Here is a 20,469-nt window from a genome sequence, read left to right on the forward strand (position 1 = left end):
TCATCCCGATACTTAAACTGCTCTTCAAATTTGATCGGTCATATTGATCCCAACAAGCCGGCAAACGGCGGTTGGGATTGCATCAGATAACGGACGGGAGCCGCGCTCGGTTTGGGGCGGCAAAAGCAAAAAAAGGAATGACCGATGTTTCAGGGGCAGATCGATTTTGAAGCTGCGATGCCGATCGCAGAGACCGCCATCCAGGACGTGCTGTTCGAGCGCGGTCTGTACTGGGCGTCGGGCCGTTCGGGGATCGTTGACCTCGTCGCCGCGCACAAGTGGTTCAACCTCGCTGCCCTCAAGGGCCGGGTCGACGCCATCCCGATGCGCCGCGAAGTCGCCGAGATGATGTCGGATGTCGAGATCGCCGCCGCGCAGCGCGATGCCCGCGCCTGGCTGTCGACGGTTCATTAATCCGACTGCGCGCTTTCGCGGTGGTTTGGCAGGCGGCGATGCCCGCCAGGGCAGCGTGATGAGCCGCTACTTCTTGACGATGGTGAAGATGCCGTCGGTCTCCGGCTCCGCCACATAGCGGTTGTCCGGCGTCGAGAAACGGATGCGCAGTTTGCGGGTCGCGTCGGCCAAGCCGATCGTCCATCCCTCATAGAGCCGCCACGCCGCGATCTCGTCCATGACGGGGAAAGTCCAGGCGCAGTCCTTGGCCACGTCGATCTGTGAGCCGCCGATGGTGCTGTCGCTCTTCAAAACGACGCGGCAGCGTTTGCTGCCTTTGGCGTCCTGCAGCTCCCAGGCTCCGTAGATATCCCTAAGCAGCGCCGGATCGACCTCCTTGAGATCCATCAGCTTAAGGGTCTGCCCCGGGGCGGCAGATGAGATCGCCATCGCGACGGCCATCACGGCAGCCCATTTCATATCGCGCACTCCCTCGCATGTTTCCAAATGTGCCGTAGCCACGTCACGGCCTTGTTACGAGCATCACGGTTGTAACGGGCATGTGCGCCCCAATGTCTGTCTCGTCGCCTGCAACGAGGCCGAGAGGCCGCGCAACAAAAAGGACAATGCCATGTCGACGAAGAAACTCACGCTCCCATCGATCATCCGCGCCAGCGGCCTTGCGAGTCTGGTGGTTATTGCCGTTGGCGCAGCCCAGCCTGCAGTTGCTGCATCGGCGCCCGCCTATCTGCAATCGATCAACGCGTCCGCTGCTGTCACATCCACCGATATCAGTGCGGCACGCAAGAACCGGCAGGTGAGGCGCGCATCGCCGCGTGATGCCTTTGGCAGCTATGTCGGCGGGGGCAGCTATGTTGGGGCGCCCGGCGGGGTATCGCAGTCCTATCCCGGCTACGGCTATGGCGTTGGAGACAATTCGCGGAATCAGACCTGGTAGATCAGTCATCCAGGATGTGACGCCACGGCGGCGACCGCGAGCGTCGTCCGGGGAGGGGGCGTGCTGTCGTGGCAGGTGATGGCGGATTCGTACCCGGCTTCGTCTATCATAATCATGTCTCGCAGCGAGGACGGCGGATGTCAGACCTGAATCCAAAAAGCTTAGGCCGACTTGCTTTGGGCGGCTTCTTTGTTGCCTTTGCTGACGTCGAGATGAGAATTGGAGAAGTGCTGAAATCTCTGCTCAAGGCTGAGGGGCCGCATCAGGATCTTATACTTGCAGCGATCGGAAATTTCGCCGCCAAGGCCAATGCTATTAAAGCGGGTCTTGGTAATGCGACTTCGTATGGCAGCCAGCCGGGGACTCAGGACCGACCCAAACTAGAGCAGCCCGTCGTCGAGATGGCTAGGAAGGCAATGAGCAAGGCTCTGGCACTGAACGAAATGCGGGTAAAACTCGCACACGGCCATCTCGCGCAAATGGATGATGGCTCATTTGTCGTAACCCACCTGAAGATTCAGGATGGCCGACTAAAGAAGGACCGTTACGAATTTTCGGTCCAGGCTTTGGAGGATAAATGCACGGAGCGGGAAGGTTGGGCCCGGGACATCTGAGATCAGGAGGCGGCTTGCCTCCACGGTCATCTTGCTTCCGGCAATTCGGCTCAATCTCTCCACAGGACAACTCCGAGGCGTTGGTAGCGTCGGCTCAGCCGAGCCGTTTGGGCTACTCTAATCGCGCGCGTTTGGGGCAGAATCCAATCGACGAGCCTAATCAATGATTTCAGATAGTTGCAGGAAGTAATGGCGGAGCCGGAGGGATTCGAACCCTCGATACCCTTGAGAGGTATGCCGCTTTAGCAAAGCGGTGCCTTCAGCCACTCGGCCACAGCTCCATCATTGCTGCATATGCCCGACACCGTCGCGAGCCGCAAGCGCCAGATCGCAGTCTTCAGCGCATGTTCGCAGAAATCGGACACGTCCGATGTGGATGTGTCTTTATAACATTCAGATGCCGCGCCCGCCTGTGGTGCATTTGCCGCTGGGAAATGGGCCCCGAGGCCGTTTATCGATTGCCATCCGCCCGGAATTTATCGCTCCGGCAAATGCGAGGCGATTCGGCCGATGGGCCAGCAAAGTCGGCCAGATACATCGAATGCGAGTGAGAATGTGTTTCTGCTCGTTACGGGATGGATCGGTGCCCTGAAATGCGGCGCTGGAAATTCTGATTTTGAAACAATTGCTTGCCGAGAATTCGCATTCACGAGTCCGTGTGATTTAAGCAACACAGCCTAGGAAACGGCCGAATGGAGGCCGCTTTGAGGCGTTCCATTGTTGCGGAGCGAGAAGCCTTAGGAGATGGTCTCGGTGCGACGGAGGGGGGCATCCCGAGGTCGTCCCGTAAGGTGGTTCGTCCTGAATCTCGTCGGCACGCTCGTGCGACGGGTTTTGCGATTCGGAGCGTTTGCGGGTTGTCAGGGATTAAGGGGACTTGTCTTCAGGGTGGCCTCCACCCCGTTGCAGAACCTTCCCTAAAGCAACTTGGAGGTTTACATGAAGACGATTAAGGGCCTTATTCTCGGCTCGACGGCAGCTCTGCTCGCCGTCGGCGGAGCTCAGGCAGCCGATCTTCCCGTCAAGGCCAAAGCGGTCGAATACGTGAAGATCTGCTCCCTCTACGGCGCGGGTTTCTACTACATCCCGGGCACCGACACCTGCATCAAGATCGGCGGCGCGATCCGTTTGGACACCTCGTTCAACGCCGCAGCTTACGACACCCCGTTCTGGCAGGGTGGCGCTGGTGGCAATAATCTTTGGACCAAGGATTATTTCATCACCCGCGAACGTATCAACCTGACCACCGATACCCGCACTGCCACCGAATACGGTGTCGTTCGTACCTACGCGAACATGCAGTTCGACTTCTCGCAGAACCGTGAATCGATCGCTGGTGGCTTCACCGAAGTCGACTACGCCTTCATTCAGTTCGCCGGCTTCACCTTCGGTAAGGCCGTCTCGCAGTTCGATCCGCAGTGGGCCCTCAACAAGCCTTACATCTCGTCGGGCTTCATGGCCGGTTCGAACAACACGACCGGTATCCCGCAGATCGCCTACACCGCTTCGTTCGGTAACGGCGTGTCGGCGACGATCTCGCTCGAAAATGCTTCGGCCTACCGCAATGCAGGTCTCTGGAACACCAACACCTTCATCACCGGACCGGGCGCGAGCACGTTCACGGGTACGTTCTACGGCACGAACTCGAACACCTTCCTGGGTAACGCCTACGGCGGCAACCACATTCCTGACGTCGTCGGCAACATCCGCCTCGACCAGGCTTGGGGCACGCTGCACTTCGGCGCTGCGATGCACGCTGCAACCCCGGGCTTCTACGCCACGGCGGCTGGCGGTGGAGGCACCGAGGCGCTCGGTCATCCGGATGACAAGTACGGTTTCGCAGTCAACGGTGCGGTTGAATTCAAGAACCTGCCTACCGGCGCTGGCGACACTCTGAAGCTCGAAGCAACCTACGCCAAGGGCGCAGCGAAGTACGCGATCGCCGGCGGCACCACCGACACCTCGGGCGGCGGTCGTTTCGCGAAGGTCGACGGCAACACCATCGGCTTCGGCTATGTTCTGGACGGCGTTTACAGCAACGGCGGTCAGATCATCCAGAGCGAAGCTTGGTCGGTCGCTGGCTTCTACGAGCACTACTGGAACCCGGCATGGCGCACGTCGCTGTTCGGCAGCTACAGCAGCATCTCGTATGGTGACGGCAATGCTCTGATGCTCGCCGCATTCCAGGGCCTGTCCACCGGTGGCCCGGGCACCAGCAGCTCGTCGGCTGCAGCGTCTCGCGCTGGCACCTTCACCGGCACCGGCAACTTCGACTTCGCCGTGGCCCAGATCGGTACCCGTACTGCCTGGACCCCCGTCAAGAACCTGACCCTGTCGGCTGAATTCACCTACAGCCGCCTCGAGCAGAACCTCAACGGCACCTACGCCGTGACGAGCATGTCCGGCAAGCCGGCCGGCACGCTCCTGAACACGAGCAACCAGAACCTCTACAACGGTTCGGTGCAGATCCTGCGCTCGTTCTAATATCGACTGCCTCACGGCAATCGCTATCTGAAACAAAGACCCCCGGCAGGAAACTGCCGGGGGTTTTTGCTTGCGTGATTGATCGCTATGCCGAGGGGCAGGACGGGTTTCGCTTCGACGCTTACGCGTCTGCGGTCTACCCATCCGACGTATTCGCCCTGTTCTGGTTGACGCTATTCGACGCTGCTGCTGGCGCCACGATGCAGGTCGGCCTCGATCTGAAGCCGCGAGCCACCGCCGAAGCGGGCGCGATAGACCTGCAGGTTCTCCATGATGCGCTGGACGTAGTTGCGCGTTTCCGAGAATGGAATCGACTCGACCCAGTCGACCGGATCGACCTTGGGGTCACGTGGATCACCGTAGCGTTCGATCCACTTGCGCACGCTGCCGCGCCCGGCGTTGTAACCGGCGAAGGTCATGATGTAGGAGCCGCGATAGTCCTCAAGGAGGCCACCGAGTTCGGCGGCGCCCAGCGTAGCATTGTAAACCGAATCGCCCTTGAGGCGGGCGAGGTCATAGGTGCCGCCATGTCGCTTGGTGACGTATTGCGCCGCGCTCGGCGTCACCTGCATCAGACCATAGGCCTGGGCTGGCGACACGACGGCCGGATTGAAGGCGCTTTCCTGCCGCGCGATCGCATAGACGACAGCGGATTCGACTTCAGGTCCGATCGGACGATAGCTCGGAATGCCCGTTGTCGGATAGGCATAGTGATCGAACGGCAGGCCGCGATTGAGCGCCGCCTTGCCGACCAGCAACGTACCGCGGGCATCCTTGTTCTGTTGCGCGAGCTCGGCAAGGCCTAGCACAGCTTCCGGATCTCCGTTCTCACCGACGTCGGCGAAGATCGGGATGGCGACTTCGCGCTCGTCCAAGGCGTAGAGCAGTTGCACCGCGCGTACGATTTCCAGTCGATCGAGCCCGCGCGCGCGGGCGGTCAATGCACCGCTGATGTCGAGCTGCTGCAGGCCAAGCTTCGCGCGGGCGAGCTGGCCGTAATAGCTGGTGGATTGCTCTGCTGCGCGCGTGTAGGCGGCACGCGCTTCCTGGCTGCGGCCTGCGGCTTCCGCAGCACGGCCCTGCCAGTAACCGGCGCGGGCGAGGGCTGTCGGATTGACGCTGCCGACGCCGATACGTGCGAAGTGCTGAGCGGCAGTTGCGGGATCTTTCAGGAAGCGCAGCGCGATCCAGCCGGCGGTGAACTCCTGCTCGGTCTTGTAGATGTCGCGCGCCGGCAGGGCAGCATCGCGTGCCACGAGATAGGCCGAGCGATGTTCGCCGACGTCGAGTAACTTGCGCGCCGTGAGACGTCGCTCGATCCACCATTCGTCGAGATTGTGCAGGCGCTGCGGTTCGCGCGGCGCTGCAATCATCAGCCGCGCTGCTTCGCTGAATTTCTCCTCGCGGCGCAGCTGCTGAATGTGGCTGAAGATGTAGCCGGGGTCGCTATGCAGCTCGGACGGCACTGCAGCGAGCAGCGCGTTGGCGTTCGATGCCTTCTTGGTGACGCCGATGCGCGCCCGCGCGAGCGCCATCTGCGCGCCGCCGAGGCGCTTGGCAGAGCGCAGCGCAGCATCTGAATCGCTGCCATAGAGCAGCATGTCCATGCGCGCCTTGTGATCGCCGGGTGTGATCAGCGGACCGAACATGTCGATGGCCATGTTCTCGGTATCGCCCGATAACGGATCGCTGCGCCATGCATCACGGATCAGCCGCTCCGCGCCGGCACGGTCGCCGCGCGCGAGGAGCGACTTGGCGAGCGCGAATTTGCCCTTGGCGGAAATCGGCTTCTCGCTCTCGAAATAGGACTGGATTGCGGAGTCGTCGCGCTTGTCGTCCCACAGCGCCGCTTCGATGCGGCGTCGCAGGAAGGTCTGCGACGGCCAGCTCGGATTGGCGGCGACGAAAGCGCGGTAGCGCTCGACCGAAGCGCCATTGTCATCGCTGCGCAGATAGATCCATTCGCCAAGCTTGCGCGCCACCGGATCGCCAATCGTCTGCACGACCTGCGCGGCTTCCGAGCCCTTGCGCTTGCGGATCAGCTCGATGACGTTTTCGAGCGTTTCGGCATCCGCCTGTGGGGTGGATGTTGTTGCCGCCACCGCGGCGCGGGCGATCGGCTTCTTGGCAGCAGGGGGAATCGCCGCATGCTGGCGTGTGGCGGGCTGGATTACGGGAGTCGGGCTCGCAGCATCCGGCGCGAGCGGCTTCGCCGGGGTCGCCACGGCCGTGGGGGCCTGTGCGGCACTGCGCGCAATGGGGCGCGCTTTCGGCAATGGAACCTTGGTGGCCGCCCAGGCCTCGACGGCCAGCACCGATACTCCGACCGCCAGCGCCAGACCGGAGCCCAAGGCTGTCCGTTGCAAGGCCGTCCGCCGCGCAGTCGTGGTGAGGAGCAGGTGCTTCACGGCGTTCCCTCGCGGCGAATCAGACAATCGCACGCATTCCCATGATGTATTTGATTGAAACGGTGACCAAATCGTCAATTTCTGTAACCGCTTGGTCCTCTCTGCCCGGCTACGGCGGCGAAATCACGGCCAAACAGCCGGTAAACCGCGCTGAAACCGCTTCGGGCGGTCTTTCGCCGCAGCCATAGACTCGATAAGACTTGCTGTTCAATCAATCGGTTCAAGCAGACGGCTAAAGCCGCATCGCGTTCGGAGCAGACCATGGCAGCCACCAAGACGAATTTCCGGGGGTCTTACACCGCGCTGGTCACGCCGTTCAAAGATGGCGCGCTGGACGAGGCAGGCTTTCGTGCGCTCGTCAGCTGGCAGATCGCCGAGGGCAGCAACGGCCTCGTTCCGGTCGGCACCACGGGCGAGAGCCCGACGCTGAGCCACGAAGAGCACTACAAGGTCGTCGAATGGTGCATTGACGAAGCCAAGGGCCGTGTGCCGGTGATCGCTGGCGCCGGGTCCAACTCCACCAAGGAAGCGGTAGCTTTGGCGAAGCACGCCGAGAAGGCCGGTGCGGATGCGGTGCTGGTGGTGACGCCGTATTACAACAAGCCCACGCAAGAGGGCATGTATCAGCACTTCAAGGCGGTGAACGACGCGATCGGCATTCCGATCCTGATCTATAACATTCCGCCGCGTTCGGTGGTGGACATGTCCGTCGAGACCATGACCCGGCTGTTCGAATTGAAGAACATCGCCGGCGTCAAGGATGCCACTGCCAATCTCGCGCGCGTGTCGCAGCAGCGCCATGCCATGGGGCCGGATTTCATCCAGATGTCCGGCGAAGACATGACTGCGCTGGCCTATATGGCGGCGGGTGGCCATGGCTGCATTTCGGTGACGGCGAATGTTGCGCCGAAGCTCTGTGCCGAACTGATGTCGCTGGTGCTCAAGGGCGACTATGCCGGGGCGCTCAAGGTCCAGGATCGCCTGACGCCGCTGCATGACACGATCTTCAAGGAGCCGGGCCTTGCCGGTGCCAAGCACGGCCTCGCACTGTTGGGCCGCATCAAGGAAGAAGTACGTCTGCCGCTGATGACGGTGACGCCGCCCACCGGCAAGGTGATCCGCGATGCCATGGTCTTCGCGGGCCTTATCAACTAGGCATCTGCATCAACCAGATGTTGAGTGACTTGGCTGCGTCATCTCTCCTTGTTTGTAAGCGCGTACGCGTCGTTCGTTGAAAACAAAAGGAATTGCAGATGCTGAAGGAATTTCGCGATTTCGCGATGAAGGGCAATGTGGTCGATCTCGCCGTCGGCGTGATCATCGGCGCAGCCTTTGGTGCCATCGTCTCGTCGATGGTGGCCGATGTCATCATGCCGATCATCGGTGCGATCACCGGCGGTCTCGATTTCTCGAATTACTTCACGGGTCTCTCGAAATCCGTTACGGCAACCAATCTGGCCGACGCCAAGAAGCAGGGCGCCGTGCTCGCCTGGGGCAGCTTCCTGACCCTGACGCTGAACTTCATCATTGTCGCCTTTGTCCTGTTCTTGGTGATCCGCTTCATGAACCAGCTGAAGCGCAATGATGCCGCCAAGCCGGTTGAACCGCCGAAGCCGACCCGTGAAGAAGAACTGCTGACCGAGATCCGCGACCTGCTCAAGAAGGCCTGAGCCCAAGGCTTGGGTCGGGCATTCGCGGCACCTATATTCGGTCAGCATGCTGAAAGTATTGAACGATGGCCGAAAAGAACGAACGCCCGATCAAGGTGATCGCCGAGAACCGCAAGGCGCGGTTCAACTACGCCGTCGAGGATACGGTCGAGGCGGGCATCGCCTTGACCGGGACCGAGGTGAAGTCGATCCGCAACGGCAAGAGCACCATTGCGGAATCCTACGCCGATCCGAAGGACGGTGAGATCTGGCTGATCAACTGCAACATCCCTGAATATCTGCAGGCCAACCGCTTCAACCACGAGCCGAAGCGGCCGCGGAAGCTGCTGCTGCATCGCAAGCAGATCAACAAGCTGATGGGTGCGGTAGAACGCCAGGGCATGACCCTTGTGCCGTTGAAGATGTACTTCAACGAACGCGGCCGCGTTAAGCTGCAGCTCGCGCTGGCAAAGGGCAAGCAGCTCCACGACAAGCGCGCGAGCGAGAAGGACCGTGACTGGGGCCGCGAGAAGGGCCGTCTGTTACGCGCGCGGGGATAAGGCTGGGCGTCGCCCATTCTTTCAAACAAGAGGATGAGATGACGCAAGGCAACCTGCTCGAAGTCGACTGGAGCAAGATTCCGGCGCCGGAAGACGACGGTGCCGCCAATCATCTGACCGGCATGACGATCCCTCCGGTCAGCCTGCGCGCAACGAACGATACGGCGGTCACGCTGTCCGAACTCACCGGCCGCACCGTGGTGTTCGGCTATCCGCGTACAGGCGAGCCCGGTAAAATTGGGCTGGTCGATGACTGGGACATGATTCCGGGCGCGCGTGGCTGCACGCCGCAAACCTGTTCGTTCCGGGATCTGTTCGCGGAGCTGAAGGCCGCTGGCGCCAAGCATGTGTTTGGCCTGTCGACGCAGAGCAACGAATATCAGACCGAAATGGCCGGGCGGCTGCATCTGCCGTTTCCGGTGTTGTCCGACAAGCACCTTGAGCTGAGTGACGCACTCAGCCTGCCGACCATGGAGGTTGCCGATCTCACGATGATCAAGCGCATGGCCATGATCATCGACGACGGCAAGATCACCCATGTGTTCTATCCGGTGTTTCCACCGGACCGGAACGCGGGCGATGTGCTGGAATGGATGAAGGCGAACCCGGTTTGATCGCGTTGTCGCGGTCCTAGCCCGGATAGCGCTTCGCTCGTCCGGGCTACAGGTTAGGCATCACTCAGATCCGCCTTTACCCGCGCAAACACCGCACGGAACATCTCGGGCGTCAGTACGCGCGTGTTCGTGTTGTAGCGCGAGCAGTGATAGCTGTCGTAGAGCTTGAAGCGGCCGACATCGTGAACGGCGCCGTGCGCAAAGGGCGCTGTCACGGCGCGAATGCCGAGCGTCCTCAGCATCGTGTCGTGGGCGACGCGGCCCAGCAGCACGATAGCGCGCAATCGCGGCATGGTGTCCATCGTGGCAATCAGAAACGGCCGGCAGGTGGTGATCTCGACGGGCAGCGGCTTGTTCTGTGGTGGTACGCAGCGCACGGCATTGGTGATCCGGCAATCCTGCAGCATTAGCCCGTCATCAGGGCGTGCTTCATAGGTGCCGGAGGCAAAGCCGAAATCGAGCAAGGTCTCGTAGAGCAGATCGCCGGCATAGTCGCCGGTAAAGGGACGCCCGGTACGATTGGCGCCCTGCACGCCGGGGGCGAGGCCCACGATCAGGAGGGCAGCATCGGACATGCCGAACGACGGCACGGGTCCGTTGTAGCCGTCGGGGTCACGCTCGCGCACCTCCAGCCGGTACTCGACGAGGCGGGGGCACAGGGGACAATCGCGCCCGGGATCGGTGGAAGTGCCAGCGGAAATCGCGGTTGCGACCACCGCCGGCTGTTGTCTGCTGAGTTGCGTCTTAGTCTTCGAAATCTTCATCGCCTCGTGGCGCCATGGTGGTCGCGCGCTGCAGGAATTGCGGCGTCTGGTGACGCGGTTCGCGCGGAGCAGGGCGCTCTGCCGGATCGCGGCCGAGCTTGCTCTGCAGCTCCATGAGATCGGTAAACACGTCTGCCTGCCGGCGCAACTCGTCGGCGATCATGGGGGGCTGGCTCGAGATGGTGGACACCACGGTGACGCGGACACCGCGACGCTGCACGGCTTCGACCAGGGAGCGGAAGTCGCCATCGCCCGAGAACAGCACGATCTGGTCGACATGTTCGGCCAGTTCCATGGCATCGACGGCGAGCTCGATATCCATATTCCCTTTCACCTTGCGTCGGCCGGACGCATCGATGAATTCCTTGGTGGCCTTGGTTACCACCGTATAGCCGTTGTAATCGAGCCAATCGATCAGCGGCCGAATCGACGAGTATTCCTGATCCTCGATGATGGCGGTGTAATAAAAGGCCCGGACGAGGGTCCCGCGGCTCTGAAATTCCTTGAGGAGGCGCTTGTAGTCGATATCGAAACCGAGGGTCTTGGCGGTGGCGTACAGATTGGCGCCGTCGATGAAGAGTGCGATCTTGTTAGATGTGAGGGACATCAAGTTTTCTCATGTGGTTTGTTGTTGTTAGCGTTTTTGGCGCGACTTCGTCGTTGCGCATTTGAATCACATTTGTCGTCCGCTCTTCGTCGGATCGGCCTTATTGACGCCACGCAATCAGCTGGTCTGGAACTGCCCGAATATGCCGATCCATCTTCCCTTGCAATGAAGCCTTTTGGTGTCGAGATATCCGCTTCTGGCCAGATGGTGTCACCGCTTCTGCGGTCTTTTTGAGGGTACCATAGTGCGGCAGAAAACCAAGCCAAGAAGGACGCAATTCCAAATTGGTCCTTGCGAATGCCGCAAAGCCCCTATACCTACGGGACTTAATCATCATATTCGGTCCCACAACAAACGGAGCGACATTTTATGGCGCGCGTAACCGTCGAAGATTGCATCGATAAGGTCGACAACCGGTTCGACCTGGTGTTGCTGGCAGCACACCGGGCACGAATGATCTCGTCCGGTTCACAACTTACGATTGATCGCGACAACGACAAGAATCCCGTTGTTTCGCTGCGCGAAATCGCTGATCAGACCATTTCCCCGGAAGATCTCCGTGAGGAACTGGTCCATTCGCTGCAGAAGTTCGTGGAAGTGGACGAGCCAGAACCGGATACGATTCCGCTGATCGGCTCCGCCGGCGCCAGCGTCGATGCCGACGATACCGAAGTGGCTGTCGAGCGCATGACCGAAGAAGAGCTCCTCAAGGGTCTCGAAGGCCTCGCTCCGCCGGAAGAGCAGCCCGAAGAAGACGAGTAAAGCGATACACACGGTCTTTTGCTTAACCGTTTTGATTATCAGTCATCACAAAGGCCCGGACATGCGTCCGGGCCTTTGCTTTTGCAGTCCGTTTCGGGGCAAACTTGAGACGAAGAATCCAGGTCGCTGCTGACCGGATCGAACGAGGCTAGGATGGCGACTTCGCGCCGTAATAAACGGCAGATGCAGGCTGCGAACGACACGGTCGCCGCGGTCTCGCCAGTTTCGCCTGAAGCGCTGTCTGCAGAGACGCCAATTCCGGCCAAGGTGCCGCGGACGTCCCGTGTCCGGATGATGCGGCAATACGATCTGGTGGACCGCGTCCGGGCCTATAACCCGAACACCGATGAGGATCTGCTCAACCGCGCCTATGTCTATGCCATGGTCGCCCATGGCGAGCAGACGCGGGCCTCGGGCGACCCGTATTTCTCCCACCCGCTGGAAGTGGCAGCGATCCTCACCGACCTCAAGCTCGACGACGCCACCATCGTGGCGGCGCTGCTGCATGACACCATCGAGGACACCGAGGCCACCCGGACCGAAATCGACAAGCTGTTCGGCGCCGAAATCGGCGCGCTGGTCGAGGGCCTGACCAAGCTGAAGCGGCTCGAACTGGTGTCGCGCGAAGCCAAACAGGCCGAGAACCTGCGCAAGCTGCTGCTGGCGATCGCCGACGACGTCCGGGTCCTGCTGATCAAGCTCGCCGACCGTCTGCACAATATGCGGACGATGGAGTTCATGCCGCCGGCCTCGCGCCGTCGCATCGCCGAGGAGACCCTTGACATCTATGCGCCGCTCGCTGGACGCATGGGTATGCAGGCGATGCGCGAGGAGCTTGAGGAACTGTCGTTCAAGGTGCTCGATCCCGACGCCTATCTGGTGGTGATGCAGCGTCTGGACTCACTGACCGAACGCAATCGCAACCTCATCGACATGATCGAGAGTCATCTCTCCACGAAGCTGGAGAAGAACGGCATCGCGGCGCGGGTCACCGGCCGACGCAAGAAGCCGTTTTCGATCTGGACCAAGATGAAGCGCAAGTCGGTGGGCTTCGAACAGCTGTCGGACATTTACGGCTTCCGCGTCGTGCTGCAGGACATGGAGGCGTGCTACCGGGCGCTCGGCGTGGTGCACACGACCTGGCCAGTGGTGCCCGGCCGCTTCAAGGACTACATCTCGACGCCGAAGCAGAACGACTATCGCTCGATCCACACCACGGTGATCGGCCCCGGCAACCAGCGCGTCGAACTGCAGATACGCACCGAGGACATGAACAGCATCGCCGAATACGGCATCGCGGCGCATGCGTTCTACAAGGATGGCATCGGTTCGCCGACCGAAATGCTCAAGCGCGAATCCAACGCGTTCTCGTGGCTGCGCCATACCATCGGCATTCTCTCGGAGAGCACCAATCCGGAAGAATTCCTGGAGCATACCAAGCTCGAACTGTTCCACGACCAGGTGTTCTGCTTCACGCCGAAGGGCAAGCTGATCGCGCTGCCGCGCAACGCCAATGTCGTCGACTTCGCATATGCCGTGCATACCGACGTTGGCAACAGTGCGGTGGGTTGCAAGATCAACGGCAAATTCGCGCCGCTGTCGTCCGAATTGCAGAATGGCGACGAGGTCGAGGTGCTGACTTCGGCGGCACAGCAGGCGCCGCCATCCGCATGGGAAGGCCTGGCGGTCACTGGCAAAGCGCGCGCTGCGATCCGCCGCGCGACGCGAACGGCGGTCCGTGATCAATATGCCAGTCTTGGCCGCCGCATCGTCGAGCGTCTGTTCGTGCGCGCCAAGATGGAATATTCGGACGACCAGTTGAAGGGGGCGCTGCCGCGTCTGGCGCGCACGTCCATCGACGATGTGATGGCCTCGGTGGGGCGCGGCGAATTGCGCGCCGCGGACGTCGCGCGTGCGATGTATCCTGACTACAAGGAAGAGCGCATCGGCCGCTTTTCGGCCAACAACAAGAAGTCGACGGCGGACAAGGTCAGAACGCCGGATGGCGCGGCACGCTTCACCTCGATCATCTCGATCGGTGGCGTCGATTCCGATCTGCCAATTAAATTCGCTCCGAACGGTGGCGCCGTGCCGGGCGACCGCATCGTCGGCATCGTTACGCCGGGCGAGGGCATCACGATCTATCCGATCCAGTCACCGGCGCTGAAGGATTTTGAGGAAGAGCCGGAGCGCTGGGTCGACGTGCGCTGGGATATCGATGAATCCTCGCCGCAGCGTTTTCCGGCGCGGCTGTTCCTGCAGAATGTCAACGAGCCCGGCAGTTTGGCGCAGATCGCTCAGGTGATCGCCGACCATGACGGCAATATCGACAATATCAGCATGCATCGACGCTCGCCCGATTTCACCGAACAGACCATCGATCTCGGTGTCTACGACCTCAAACATCTCAGCGCGATCATCAATCAGTTGCGCGCCAAGGCCGTTGTCGCCAAGGTCGAACGGGTCAATGGGTAGCGTCTTCCCTTAAGGTTTTCTGGAATTCCGTCATGTCCTCATCCTCGCTGCGCCTCGGCGTCAACATCGATCACGTCGCGACCCTGCGCAACGCGCGGGGCGGTAAGCACCCGGATCCCGTTCGTGCTGCGCTGGAAGCCATTTCGGCCGGTGCCGACGGCATCACGGCGCATTTGCGTGAGGATCGTCGCCACATACGCGACGCCGATATGGAGCGGCTGAAGGCGGAGATCTCCAAGCCGCTGAATTTCGAAATGGCGGCGACGCCGGACATGGTGCGGATCGCGCTGGCGGTGAAGCCCCATGCGGTCTGCCTGGTGCCGGAGCGGCGTGAGGAGCTGACCACCGAAGGCGGGCTCGACGTGGTCGGCCAGCGTGAATCGCTGGAGCCATCAATCGCGCGCTTCACCGAAGCCGGCGTGCGGGTGTCGCTGTTCATCGCGGCTGATCCCAAGCAGATCGAAATGGCCGCTAAACTAAAGGCCCCCGTGATCGAACTCCACACGGGCGCCTGGTGCGACGCGATCACCGATGGCGATACCGCGAAGGCCGCCAACGAGTGGCAGCGCATTGCCGCCGGCGCCAGGCTGGCGAAATCCGTAGGCCTGGAAGTGCATGCCGGCCATGGCCTCGACTATGCGACCGCCGAGGCGATCTCGGCGCTGCCCGAAATCATGGAGCTGAACATCGGCTACTATATGATCGGCGAGGCACTGTTCATCGGCCTGTCCGATACGGTGCGTCTGATGCGCGCGGCGATGGATCGCGGGCGGATGCAGTCCAAGGGCGCCTCATGATCATCGGCATCGGTTCCGATCTGATCGACATTACGCGCGTCGCCAAGGTGATCGAACGCCATGGCGATCGCTTCCTCGATCGCATCTTCACCGAGGCTGAGCGGGCGAGGGCGCAGCGCCGCGCGAAGAGCGAGAGGATGGTGGTGGCGACATATGCCAAGCGTTTCGCTGCCAAGGAGGCCATGTCCAAGGCGCTGGGCACCGGCATCCGTCAGGGCGTCTGGTGGCGGGATATGGGCGTCGTCAATCTGCCAGGTGGCAAACCCTCCATGAAGCTCACCGGCGGCGCGCTGGAACGCCTGCAGGCCCTGATACCGCCCGGCCACGAGGCCCAGATCGATCTGTCGATCACGGACGATTGGCCCCTGGCGCAGGCTTTCGTCATAATTTCGGCCGTCCCGTCGCCCAAGCCCTGAGGGCTGGCTGGGAGCCGCACCTGAAGCGGTGCGATCACAAGCCGGCACGTCAAACTGGCGGGAAATAGCGGCTTTTCGGGGCGGTTCATTGCACCGTTACCAACAACCGTTTAAACCTGCGAGGACACCGAACCGACGCCAATTCTCGCTGACGCCGCTCATGGCATTTGCAGGACTTTGCCGTAATTATATGAATCTAATGCATTTTTCGTGCGAGGCGCGACGCCGCCTTGCCCCAAAATGCGCTACCAGCCGCGCGGCGACGCTGCGGGAATCGGGAAAGCGATGAGTGTGACATCCGGGACCAAGACTGAAAGCGGCGTCGGCGAGACCATCCGTGTTGTCATCAACGCACTGCTGATCGCGCTGGTGATCCGGACCTTCCTGTTCCAGCCCTTCAATATCCCGTCGGGCTCGATGAAGGCCACGCTTCTGGTCGGCGATTACCTGTTCGTCTCGAAATATTCCTACGGCTACAGCCACTATTCGATCCCGCTGTCGCCGAATATCTTCTCCGGCCGCGTCTTCGGTTCCGAGCCGTCGCGCGGTGACGTCGTGGTGTTCCGTCTGCCGAAGGACGACTCCACCGACTACATCAAGCGCGTGATCGGTCTGCCCGGTGACCGCGTCCAGATGAAAGAGGGGCTGCTCTACATCAACGAGAAGCCCGTGCAGCGCGAGCGTATGAGCGACTTTGTCGGCGAAGATCCGTGCGGTTCCGACGCCACGGCGCGCGTCAAGCGCTGGAAGGAAACGCTGCCCAATAACGTCACCTATGAGACACTCGATTGCGTCGACAACGGCTTCTACGACAACACCAATGTCTACACCGTGCCGCCCGGCAACTTCTTCATGATGGGCGACAACCGCGACAATTCGACGGACAGCCGCGTGCTATCGGCCGTCGGCTATGTGCCGTTCGAGAATCTCGTCGGTCGCGCGCAGATGATCTTCTTCTCGATCGCCGAAGGCGAACACGCTTGGCAGATCTGGCGCTGGCCGACCGCCGTACGCTGGAATCGAATTTTCTCTATCGTGCGATGACCGACGACTCCAACAATCCCATCGAGACCGCGCCGAAAACCGACGAAGTCAGCTCGACGACCGAGGCTACGCCGGAGACGGCGGCTGCCCGCAAGAAGAAGGCACGCGCAGCGGCGAAGGTCGCCGCAGCCGAGATCGAAACGCGCATCGGCCACAGCTTCAAGGATCCGCTGCTGCTGGCGACAGCCTTCACCCATGTGTCGGCCCTGAAGTCGCAGCGCAGCCGGACCGAGAGCTACCAGCGTCTTGAGTTTCTGGGCGATCATGTGCTCGGCCTCGTGGTCTCCGACATGTTGTTTCGTGCTTTCCCGAATGCGGATGAAGGCGAGTTGTCGAAGCGACTCGCCGACCTCGTGCGCAAGGAAGCATGCGCCGACGTCGCACGGCTGTTGGGTCTCCTCGAGGGTATCAAGCTCGGCACGGTCGGCGCCGGCGCCGGTCAGCGGTTGCGCAAGTCGGTCCTCGGCGATATCTGCGAAGCCGTGATCGGCGCGATCTTCCTCGATGGCGGCTATCCGGCTGCGGAAAGCTTCGTGCAGCGCAACTGGACCGAGCGCATGCGCAAGCCGGTCCGTCCGCTGCGCGATCCCAAGACGGTGCTGCAGGAATGGGCCCAGGGCCGCGGTCTGCCGACACCGGCCTATCGGGAGGTCGAACGATCCGGTCCGCATCACGATCCGCATTTCAAGATCGAGGTGGACGTGAAGGGTTTTGCACCGGCCGAAGGCGAGGGCGGCAGCAAGCGCGCCGCCGAAAAGGCCGCGGCGCAGGCAATGATTGCGCGTGAAGGCGTCAGCAGTGGCGGCAATGAAGGATGATGTCGTGAACGATGCTGAACCAGATCATGAGTCCGAAGGGACACCCGTTGAAACCCGCTGCGGCTTTGTCGCTCTGATCGGTGCGCCCAATGTCGGCAAGTCGACGCTGGTCAATGCGCTGGTCGGCTCCAAAGTCACCATCGTCTCGCGCAAGGTGCAGACCACCCGCGCACTGATCCGCGGCATCGTGATCGAGAACCACGCCCAGATCATTCTGGTCGATACGCCCGGCATCTTCCTGCCGAAGCGGCGCCTCGACCGGGCGATGGTCAAGACGGCATGGAGCGGTGCGCATGATGCCGACGTCGTTTGCGTGCTGCTCGATGCCAAGGCGGGCATCAACGAAGAGGCCGAGGCGATCTTCGCGCAGCTTGCGAGCGTCAATCACCCGAAGATCCTCGTGATCAACAAGGTCGATATCGTCTCCAAGGAAAAGCTGCTGAAGCTGGCGCAGATGGCCAATGAGCGGCTGAAGTTCGAAGAGACCTTCATGATCTCGGCGATGACCGGTGACGGTGTCGACGACCTGCGCCGCAGGCTCGCGGCTGATGTTCCCGCCGGCCCGTATCATTATCCCGAAGACCAGATGTCGGACGCGCCGATGCGGCATCTCGCGGCGGAAATCACCCGCGAGAAGATCTTTCGTCAGTTGCATCAGGAATTGCCGTACCAGTCGACGGTGGAGACCGATAGCTGGACCGAGCGCAAGGACAAGTCGGTCCGCATCGAGCAGACGATTTTCGTCGAGCGCGAAAGCCAGCGCAAGATCGTGCTCGGCAAGGGCGGTGCGACGATCAAGCAGATCGGTGCGGACTCGCGCAGGGAGCTGACCGAAATCGTGGGCGCGTCCGTGCATCTGTTCCTGTTCGTGAAGGTGCGCGAAAACTGGGGCGACGATCCCAATCGTTATCGCGAAATGGGCCTCGAATTTCCTCACGAGTGATCGAGGAGCGATGATGGAAGTGCAGCCGACAAGATGACCGCTCCCGCCAACCTTCCGAAGAACGTCTTCTATTTCGAAGTCCTGCTCTACATGTCGCTGATCCTCGACGCGCTGTCGATCGCGTTCCAGGACCGCACGCCTGACCTTGCGATGTCCGAGAGCACCATCATGGCGGCAAATCTGGTCGCCGCTTGCATGCTGTTGTTCTTCGTCTGGCTCGTCTGGCTCGCCGCCTATCACCGCAAGGGCTGGCCGCGCTGGGTGCTGGTGGTGTCGCTGGCGTTCTCGGTATTGTCGCTGTTTCAGGTGCTTGGCCTGTACGGACTGCAGTTCGACAGTGCGATCGAGATCGTGTCATGCATCCTGACCGGGCTCGGGCTGTATTGCGCTTTCACTGGCGACGCGAAAACCTGGTTCAAGGCCTGATCGCATTTACTGCGGCGGCTGCCGAATTCCTGTAAACTGCCCCCATGGAATGGACCGATGAAGGCATCATCCTGGGCGTGCGGCGGCATGGCGAATCCAGTGCCATCGTCGAATTGCTGACGCGTAGCCATGGTCGTCATCTCGGCCTGGTGCGCGGTGGTGCGGGGTCAAAGATGCGACCGCTGCTGCAGCCCGGCAACAGCGTGCAGGCGATATGGCGGGCGCGGCTGGACGAACAGCTCGGCTATTACCTGATGGAAGGCACGTTGATGCGTGCCGCGACGCTGCTGGGTTCGTCCCATGCGGTCTACGGCATCACCCATCTCGCCTCGCTGGCGCGGTTGCTGCCGGAGCGCGATCCGCATGAAGACATCTACGAGACGCTGGAGCGCATCCTGGATGACTTCGATGATGTCGGCGAAGCCGCGCTCCATGTGATCCGGTTTGAGCTGGCGATGCTGACCGAACTCGGCTTCGGCCTCGATCTGGAGAATTGCGCCGCCACCGGCGTGACCTCTGACCTGATTTACGTGTCACCCAAATCTGGCAACGCAGTGTCCCGGACGGCGGGTGAACCGTATCGCGACCGGCTGATGCGGCTGCCGTCATTCCTGCGCGAGAGTGAAGACGGCCAAAACAGTATCTCCGACCGCGACCTGCAGGACGGCTTCGACCTGACCGGCCGCTTTCTGCTCCGCAACGTGCTGGAACCGCGCGGGCAGGGCCATTCCGACGCCCGCGAAGGGTTCATCAACGCGGTGACGCGGCACCTCGCGCGAATCTCATCGTCCTGAGGCAAGTTCGACATTGGCGAATGCCGGATTCGCGTCTATGTTCCGTGCATTGACGGGTTGATAGGAAGATATCGCATCCAGATGCTGGTTCGTCTGACCAGAGTGCAGCGACTAAGAGCAGGGTGGTTCGTCGCCCTGGCATATCTGTTGTGCGTGCTGGCGCCGACAATCTCCTTTGCCTTGCCGGGACAGCACCCGGTCGCGCCGTGCCTGACTGGCGAAAGTCATATGGCCGGCATGGTTCATGTTAATAGCAGCGCGTCTGCGCACATGCATGGGGATGGTCACGCGCACGATCATTCTGTCGCGCACTCATCAGCCGCACACTCTGCAGCCGCACATGCTGATGGCGACCACGCATTGACGGCGATCGACGATGCCTCCGGTTCGCACAAAGTGCCGCATTCGCCGAACGGTCCATGCTGCGGCCTGATGTGTATTTCCGCACTGCCGGCACCGCTGACTGACATCGTGACCCCTTCGGTGCCGACGGTCCTTCGTGTCACCGAAGGCTATCGCGCGGTCACCGACAGTGCGCCCGCCCGGCTCTACCGCCCTCCCATTTCCTGATCTGATCGTATCGACGCGGTGCCGTGCCCGCTAAGGGCACGCGCACCTGTGATCCATCGTCATTTCAGGAAAATAACATGCTTGCGCAGCTTGGGGCGAAGCTCGCCGCCGTTTGTTCGGTGGTCGGGAAGCTATTCGATATCAGATTTGGAATCCTCGCAGCGATGACCGCTGCCAGTATGGCGCTCGGTGGCTGCATGCCAGTGACCGCATCGTTGGCCGGCGCCGACCCGGCAGATCCCGGCACCAAGGTCGCTGGTGTCGGTTATCGCTCCACCGTGGCTCCTTACAGCAGCCTTCGGCCGGTTGCCCCGTCGTCATGGCGCGAGCAGAACGACCGTGTCGCTCCTATGCCGAAATCTGGCCGGTAGGG

Annotated in this window: 23 protein-coding genes and 1 tRNA gene; 19 read left to right on the forward strand and 5 right to left on the reverse strand. The window is 61.4% G+C overall.

Annotation, left to right across the window (positions count from 1 at the left end):
• Nucleotides 1-144: 144 nt before the first annotated feature.
• Nucleotides 145-414, forward strand: a complete 270-nt coding sequence (locus AB7951_RS10280; RefSeq protein WP_068732448.1) for a hypothetical protein — start codon at nt 145-147, stop codon at nt 412-414.
• Between the two features lie 66 nt (nt 415-480).
• On the opposite strand, the gene AB7951_RS10285 is transcribed toward AB7951_RS10280, so the two are convergent.
• A complete protein-coding gene (locus AB7951_RS10285) occupies nt 481-873 on the reverse strand; it encodes an AprI/Inh family metalloprotease inhibitor (RefSeq protein WP_120292091.1) in 393 nt (130 codons plus the stop codon).
• 151 nt (nt 874-1,024) lie between these two features.
• Between AB7951_RS10285 and AB7951_RS10290 the strand changes: the two genes are divergently transcribed.
• Together AB7951_RS10290 and AB7951_RS10295 are read left to right on the forward strand one after the other, a co-directional pair.
• A complete protein-coding gene (locus AB7951_RS10290) occupies nt 1,025-1,351 on the forward strand; it encodes a hypothetical protein (RefSeq protein ID WP_147421718.1) in 327 nt (108 codons plus the stop codon).
• Nucleotides 1,352-1,488: 137 nt separating this feature from the next.
• Nucleotides 1,489-1,965: a hypothetical protein gene (locus AB7951_RS10295; protein ID WP_120292095.1), complete on the forward strand. Its 477-nt coding sequence runs from the start codon at nt 1,489-1,491 to the stop codon at nt 1,963-1,965.
• 190 nt (nt 1,966-2,155) lie between these two features.
• Here the strand turns inward: AB7951_RS10295 and AB7951_RS10300 are convergent.
• Nucleotides 2,156-2,246: transfer RNA gene (locus AB7951_RS10300), tRNA-Ser, on the reverse strand.
• Between the two features lie 658 nt (nt 2,247-2,904).
• On the opposite strand from AB7951_RS10300, the gene AB7951_RS10305 reads away from it, so the two are divergent.
• Entirely contained in the window at nt 2,905-4,449 is a 1,545-nt protein-coding gene (locus tag AB7951_RS10305) for a porin (RefSeq protein WP_120292097.1), read from the forward strand.
• A gap of 173 nt (nt 4,450-4,622) precedes the next feature.
• On the opposite strand, the gene AB7951_RS10310 is transcribed toward AB7951_RS10305, so the two are convergent.
• A complete protein-coding gene (locus AB7951_RS10310; protein WP_441256113.1) occupies nt 4,623-6,782 on the reverse strand; it encodes a transglycosylase SLT domain-containing protein in 2,160 nt (719 codons plus the stop codon).
• Between the two features lie 336 nt (nt 6,783-7,118).
• On the opposite strand from AB7951_RS10310, the gene dapA reads away from it, so the two are divergent.
• The 4 genes from dapA to AB7951_RS10330 all read left to right on the forward strand — a co-directional run bounded on the left by dapA (nt 7,119) and on the right by AB7951_RS10330 (nt 9,680).
• Complete coding sequence (gene dapA / locus AB7951_RS10315) at nt 7,119-8,012, forward strand: 4-hydroxy-tetrahydrodipicolinate synthase (protein ID WP_120292101.1); 894 nt, start codon at nt 7,119-7,121, stop codon at nt 8,010-8,012.
• Between the two features lie 98 nt (nt 8,013-8,110).
• Entirely contained in the window at nt 8,111-8,527 is a 417-nt protein-coding gene (gene mscL, locus AB7951_RS10320; RefSeq protein WP_089263809.1) for a large conductance mechanosensitive channel protein MscL, read from the forward strand.
• Between the two features lie 65 nt (nt 8,528-8,592).
• Nucleotides 8,593-9,066 (forward strand): SsrA-binding protein SmpB, encoded by a 474-nt coding sequence (gene smpB / locus AB7951_RS10325; RefSeq protein WP_068732465.1) that lies wholly within the window; start codon nt 8,593-8,595, stop codon nt 9,064-9,066.
• A 38-nt stretch (nt 9,067-9,104) separates the two neighbouring features.
• Complete coding sequence (locus AB7951_RS10330) at nt 9,105-9,680, forward strand: peroxiredoxin (protein ID WP_120292103.1); 576 nt, start codon at nt 9,105-9,107, stop codon at nt 9,678-9,680.
• 53 nt (nt 9,681-9,733) lie between these two features.
• Here the strand turns inward: AB7951_RS10330 and AB7951_RS10335 are convergent, their stop codons facing one another.
• Nucleotides 9,734-10,444 carry a uracil-DNA glycosylase gene (locus AB7951_RS10335; protein WP_120292105.1) on the reverse strand — a complete coding sequence of 237 codons (711 nt, stop codon included), beginning with the start codon at nt 10,442-10,444 and terminating at the stop codon, nt 9,734-9,736.
• Nucleotides 10,425-11,051, reverse strand: a complete 627-nt coding sequence (locus AB7951_RS10340) for a LabA-like NYN domain-containing protein (protein WP_068732474.1) — start codon at nt 11,049-11,051, stop codon at nt 10,425-10,427. Before AB7951_RS10340 ends, AB7951_RS10335 begins: the two co-directional genes overlap by 20 nt.
• 369 nt (nt 11,052-11,420) lie before the next feature.
• On the opposite strand from AB7951_RS10340, the gene rpoZ reads away from it, so the two are divergent.
• The 11 genes from rpoZ (at nt 11,421) to AB7951_RS10395 (ending at nt 20,467) form a co-directional block, all read left to right on the forward strand.
• Nucleotides 11,421-11,813, forward strand: a complete 393-nt coding sequence (rpoZ, locus tag AB7951_RS10345) for a DNA-directed RNA polymerase subunit omega (RefSeq protein ID WP_068732476.1) — start codon at nt 11,421-11,423, stop codon at nt 11,811-11,813.
• Between the two features lie 153 nt (nt 11,814-11,966).
• Complete coding sequence (locus AB7951_RS10350) at nt 11,967-14,288, forward strand: RelA/SpoT family protein (protein ID WP_120292108.1); 2,322 nt, start codon at nt 11,967-11,969, stop codon at nt 14,286-14,288.
• A 32-nt stretch (nt 14,289-14,320) separates the two neighbouring features.
• Entirely contained in the window at nt 14,321-15,085 is a 765-nt protein-coding gene (locus tag AB7951_RS10355) for a pyridoxine 5'-phosphate synthase (RefSeq protein ID WP_120292110.1), read from the forward strand.
• Nucleotides 15,082-15,501, forward strand: a complete 420-nt coding sequence (gene acpS / locus AB7951_RS10360) for a holo-ACP synthase (RefSeq protein ID WP_093761400.1) — start codon at nt 15,082-15,084, stop codon at nt 15,499-15,501. The genes AB7951_RS10355 and acpS overlap by 4 nt, the downstream gene beginning before the upstream one ends.
• A gap of 285 nt (nt 15,502-15,786) precedes the next feature.
• Entirely contained in the window at nt 15,787-16,545 is a 759-nt protein-coding gene (gene lepB / locus AB7951_RS10365; protein ID WP_089264616.1) for a signal peptidase I, read from the forward strand.
• Entirely contained in the window at nt 16,542-17,363 is an 822-nt protein-coding gene (gene rnc, locus AB7951_RS10370; RefSeq protein ID WP_089263817.1) for a ribonuclease III, read from the forward strand. Before lepB ends, rnc begins: the two co-directional genes overlap by 4 nt.
• Nucleotides 17,353-18,306, forward strand: coding sequence for a GTPase Era (gene era, locus AB7951_RS10375; RefSeq protein ID WP_120292112.1), 954 nt, complete (start codon nt 17,353-17,355; stop codon nt 18,304-18,306). Before rnc ends, era begins: the two co-directional genes overlap by 11 nt.
• A gap of 33 nt (nt 18,307-18,339) precedes the next feature.
• Nucleotides 18,340-18,732, forward strand: coding sequence for a hypothetical protein (locus AB7951_RS10380; RefSeq protein ID WP_120292114.1), 393 nt, complete (start codon nt 18,340-18,342; stop codon nt 18,730-18,732).
• Nucleotides 18,733-18,776: 44 nt separating this feature from the next.
• On the forward strand, nt 18,777-19,526 hold the full coding sequence (gene recO, locus AB7951_RS10385; protein WP_089263820.1) for a DNA repair protein RecO: 750 nt from the start codon (nt 18,777-18,779) through the stop codon (nt 19,524-19,526).
• Nucleotides 19,527-19,607: 81 nt separating this feature from the next.
• Complete coding sequence (locus AB7951_RS10390) at nt 19,608-20,096, forward strand: hypothetical protein (protein WP_439061703.1); 489 nt, start codon at nt 19,608-19,610, stop codon at nt 20,094-20,096.
• Nucleotides 20,097-20,173: 77 nt separating this feature from the next.
• Nucleotides 20,174-20,467 carry a hypothetical protein gene (locus AB7951_RS10395; RefSeq protein WP_120292118.1) on the forward strand — a complete coding sequence of 98 codons (294 nt, stop codon included), beginning with the start codon at nt 20,174-20,176 and terminating at the stop codon, nt 20,465-20,467.
• The last annotated feature ends 2 nt before the right edge of the window (nt 20,468-20,469 follow it).

It is taken from the genome of Tardiphaga sp. 285_C5_N1_2 (genome assembly GCF_052076065.1).
In the GTDB taxonomy this organism is placed as follows: domain Bacteria; phylum Pseudomonadota; class Alphaproteobacteria; order Rhizobiales; family Xanthobacteraceae; genus Tardiphaga; species Tardiphaga robiniae.

Bases quoted from the DNA above. Each gene is read 5' to 3' on its own strand.
- rnc (WP_089263817.1), top strand. From the start codon at position 16,542: ATGACCGACGACTCCAACAATCCCATCGAGACCGCGCCGAAAACCGAC.
- AB7951_RS10355 (WP_120292110.1), top strand. From the start codon at position 14,321: ATGTCCTCATCCTCGCTGCGCCTCGGCGTCAACATCGATCACGTCGCG.
- dapA (WP_120292101.1), top strand. From the start codon at position 7,119: ATGGCAGCCACCAAGACGAATTTCCGGGGGTCTTACACCGCGCTGGTC.
- mscL (WP_089263809.1), top strand. From the start codon at position 8,111: ATGCTGAAGGAATTTCGCGATTTCGCGATGAAGGGCAATGTGGTCGAT.
- AB7951_RS10395 (WP_120292118.1), top strand. From the start codon at position 20,174: ATGCTTGCGCAGCTTGGGGCGAAGCTCGCCGCCGTTTGTTCGGTGGTC.
- AB7951_RS10390 (WP_439061703.1), top strand. From the start codon at position 19,608: ATGCTGGTTCGTCTGACCAGAGTGCAGCGACTAAGAGCAGGGTGGTTC.
- AB7951_RS10350 (WP_120292108.1), top strand. From the start codon at position 11,967: ATGGCGACTTCGCGCCGTAATAAACGGCAGATGCAGGCTGCGAACGAC.
- AB7951_RS10335 (WP_120292105.1), bottom strand. From the start codon at position 10,444: ATGAAGATTTCGAAGACTAAGACGCAACTCAGCAGACAACAGCCGGCG.
- AB7951_RS10285 (WP_120292091.1), bottom strand. From the start codon at position 873: ATGAAATGGGCTGCCGTGATGGCCGTCGCGATGGCGATCTCATCTGCC.
- AB7951_RS10295 (WP_120292095.1), top strand. From the start codon at position 1,489: ATGTCAGACCTGAATCCAAAAAGCTTAGGCCGACTTGCTTTGGGCGGC.
- acpS (WP_093761400.1), top strand. From the start codon at position 15,082: ATGATCATCGGCATCGGTTCCGATCTGATCGACATTACGCGCGTCGCC.
- smpB (WP_068732465.1), top strand. From the start codon at position 8,593: ATGGCCGAAAAGAACGAACGCCCGATCAAGGTGATCGCCGAGAACCGC.
- recO (WP_089263820.1), top strand. From the start codon at position 18,777: ATGGAATGGACCGATGAAGGCATCATCCTGGGCGTGCGGCGGCATGGC.
- AB7951_RS10340 (WP_068732474.1), bottom strand. From the start codon at position 11,051: ATGTCCCTCACATCTAACAAGATCGCACTCTTCATCGACGGCGCCAAT.
- AB7951_RS10305 (WP_120292097.1), top strand. From the start codon at position 2,905: ATGAAGACGATTAAGGGCCTTATTCTCGGCTCGACGGCAGCTCTGCTC.
- AB7951_RS10380 (WP_120292114.1), top strand. From the start codon at position 18,340: ATGACCGCTCCCGCCAACCTTCCGAAGAACGTCTTCTATTTCGAAGTC.
- AB7951_RS10330 (WP_120292103.1), top strand. From the start codon at position 9,105: ATGACGCAAGGCAACCTGCTCGAAGTCGACTGGAGCAAGATTCCGGCG.
- rpoZ (WP_068732476.1), top strand. From the start codon at position 11,421: ATGGCGCGCGTAACCGTCGAAGATTGCATCGATAAGGTCGACAACCGG.
- AB7951_RS10290 (WP_147421718.1), top strand. From the start codon at position 1,025: ATGTCGACGAAGAAACTCACGCTCCCATCGATCATCCGCGCCAGCGGC.
- AB7951_RS10280 (WP_068732448.1), top strand. From the start codon at position 145: ATGTTTCAGGGGCAGATCGATTTTGAAGCTGCGATGCCGATCGCAGAG.
- lepB (WP_089264616.1), top strand. From the start codon at position 15,787: ATGAGTGTGACATCCGGGACCAAGACTGAAAGCGGCGTCGGCGAGACC.
- era (WP_120292112.1), top strand. From the start codon at position 17,353: ATGAAGGATGATGTCGTGAACGATGCTGAACCAGATCATGAGTCCGAA.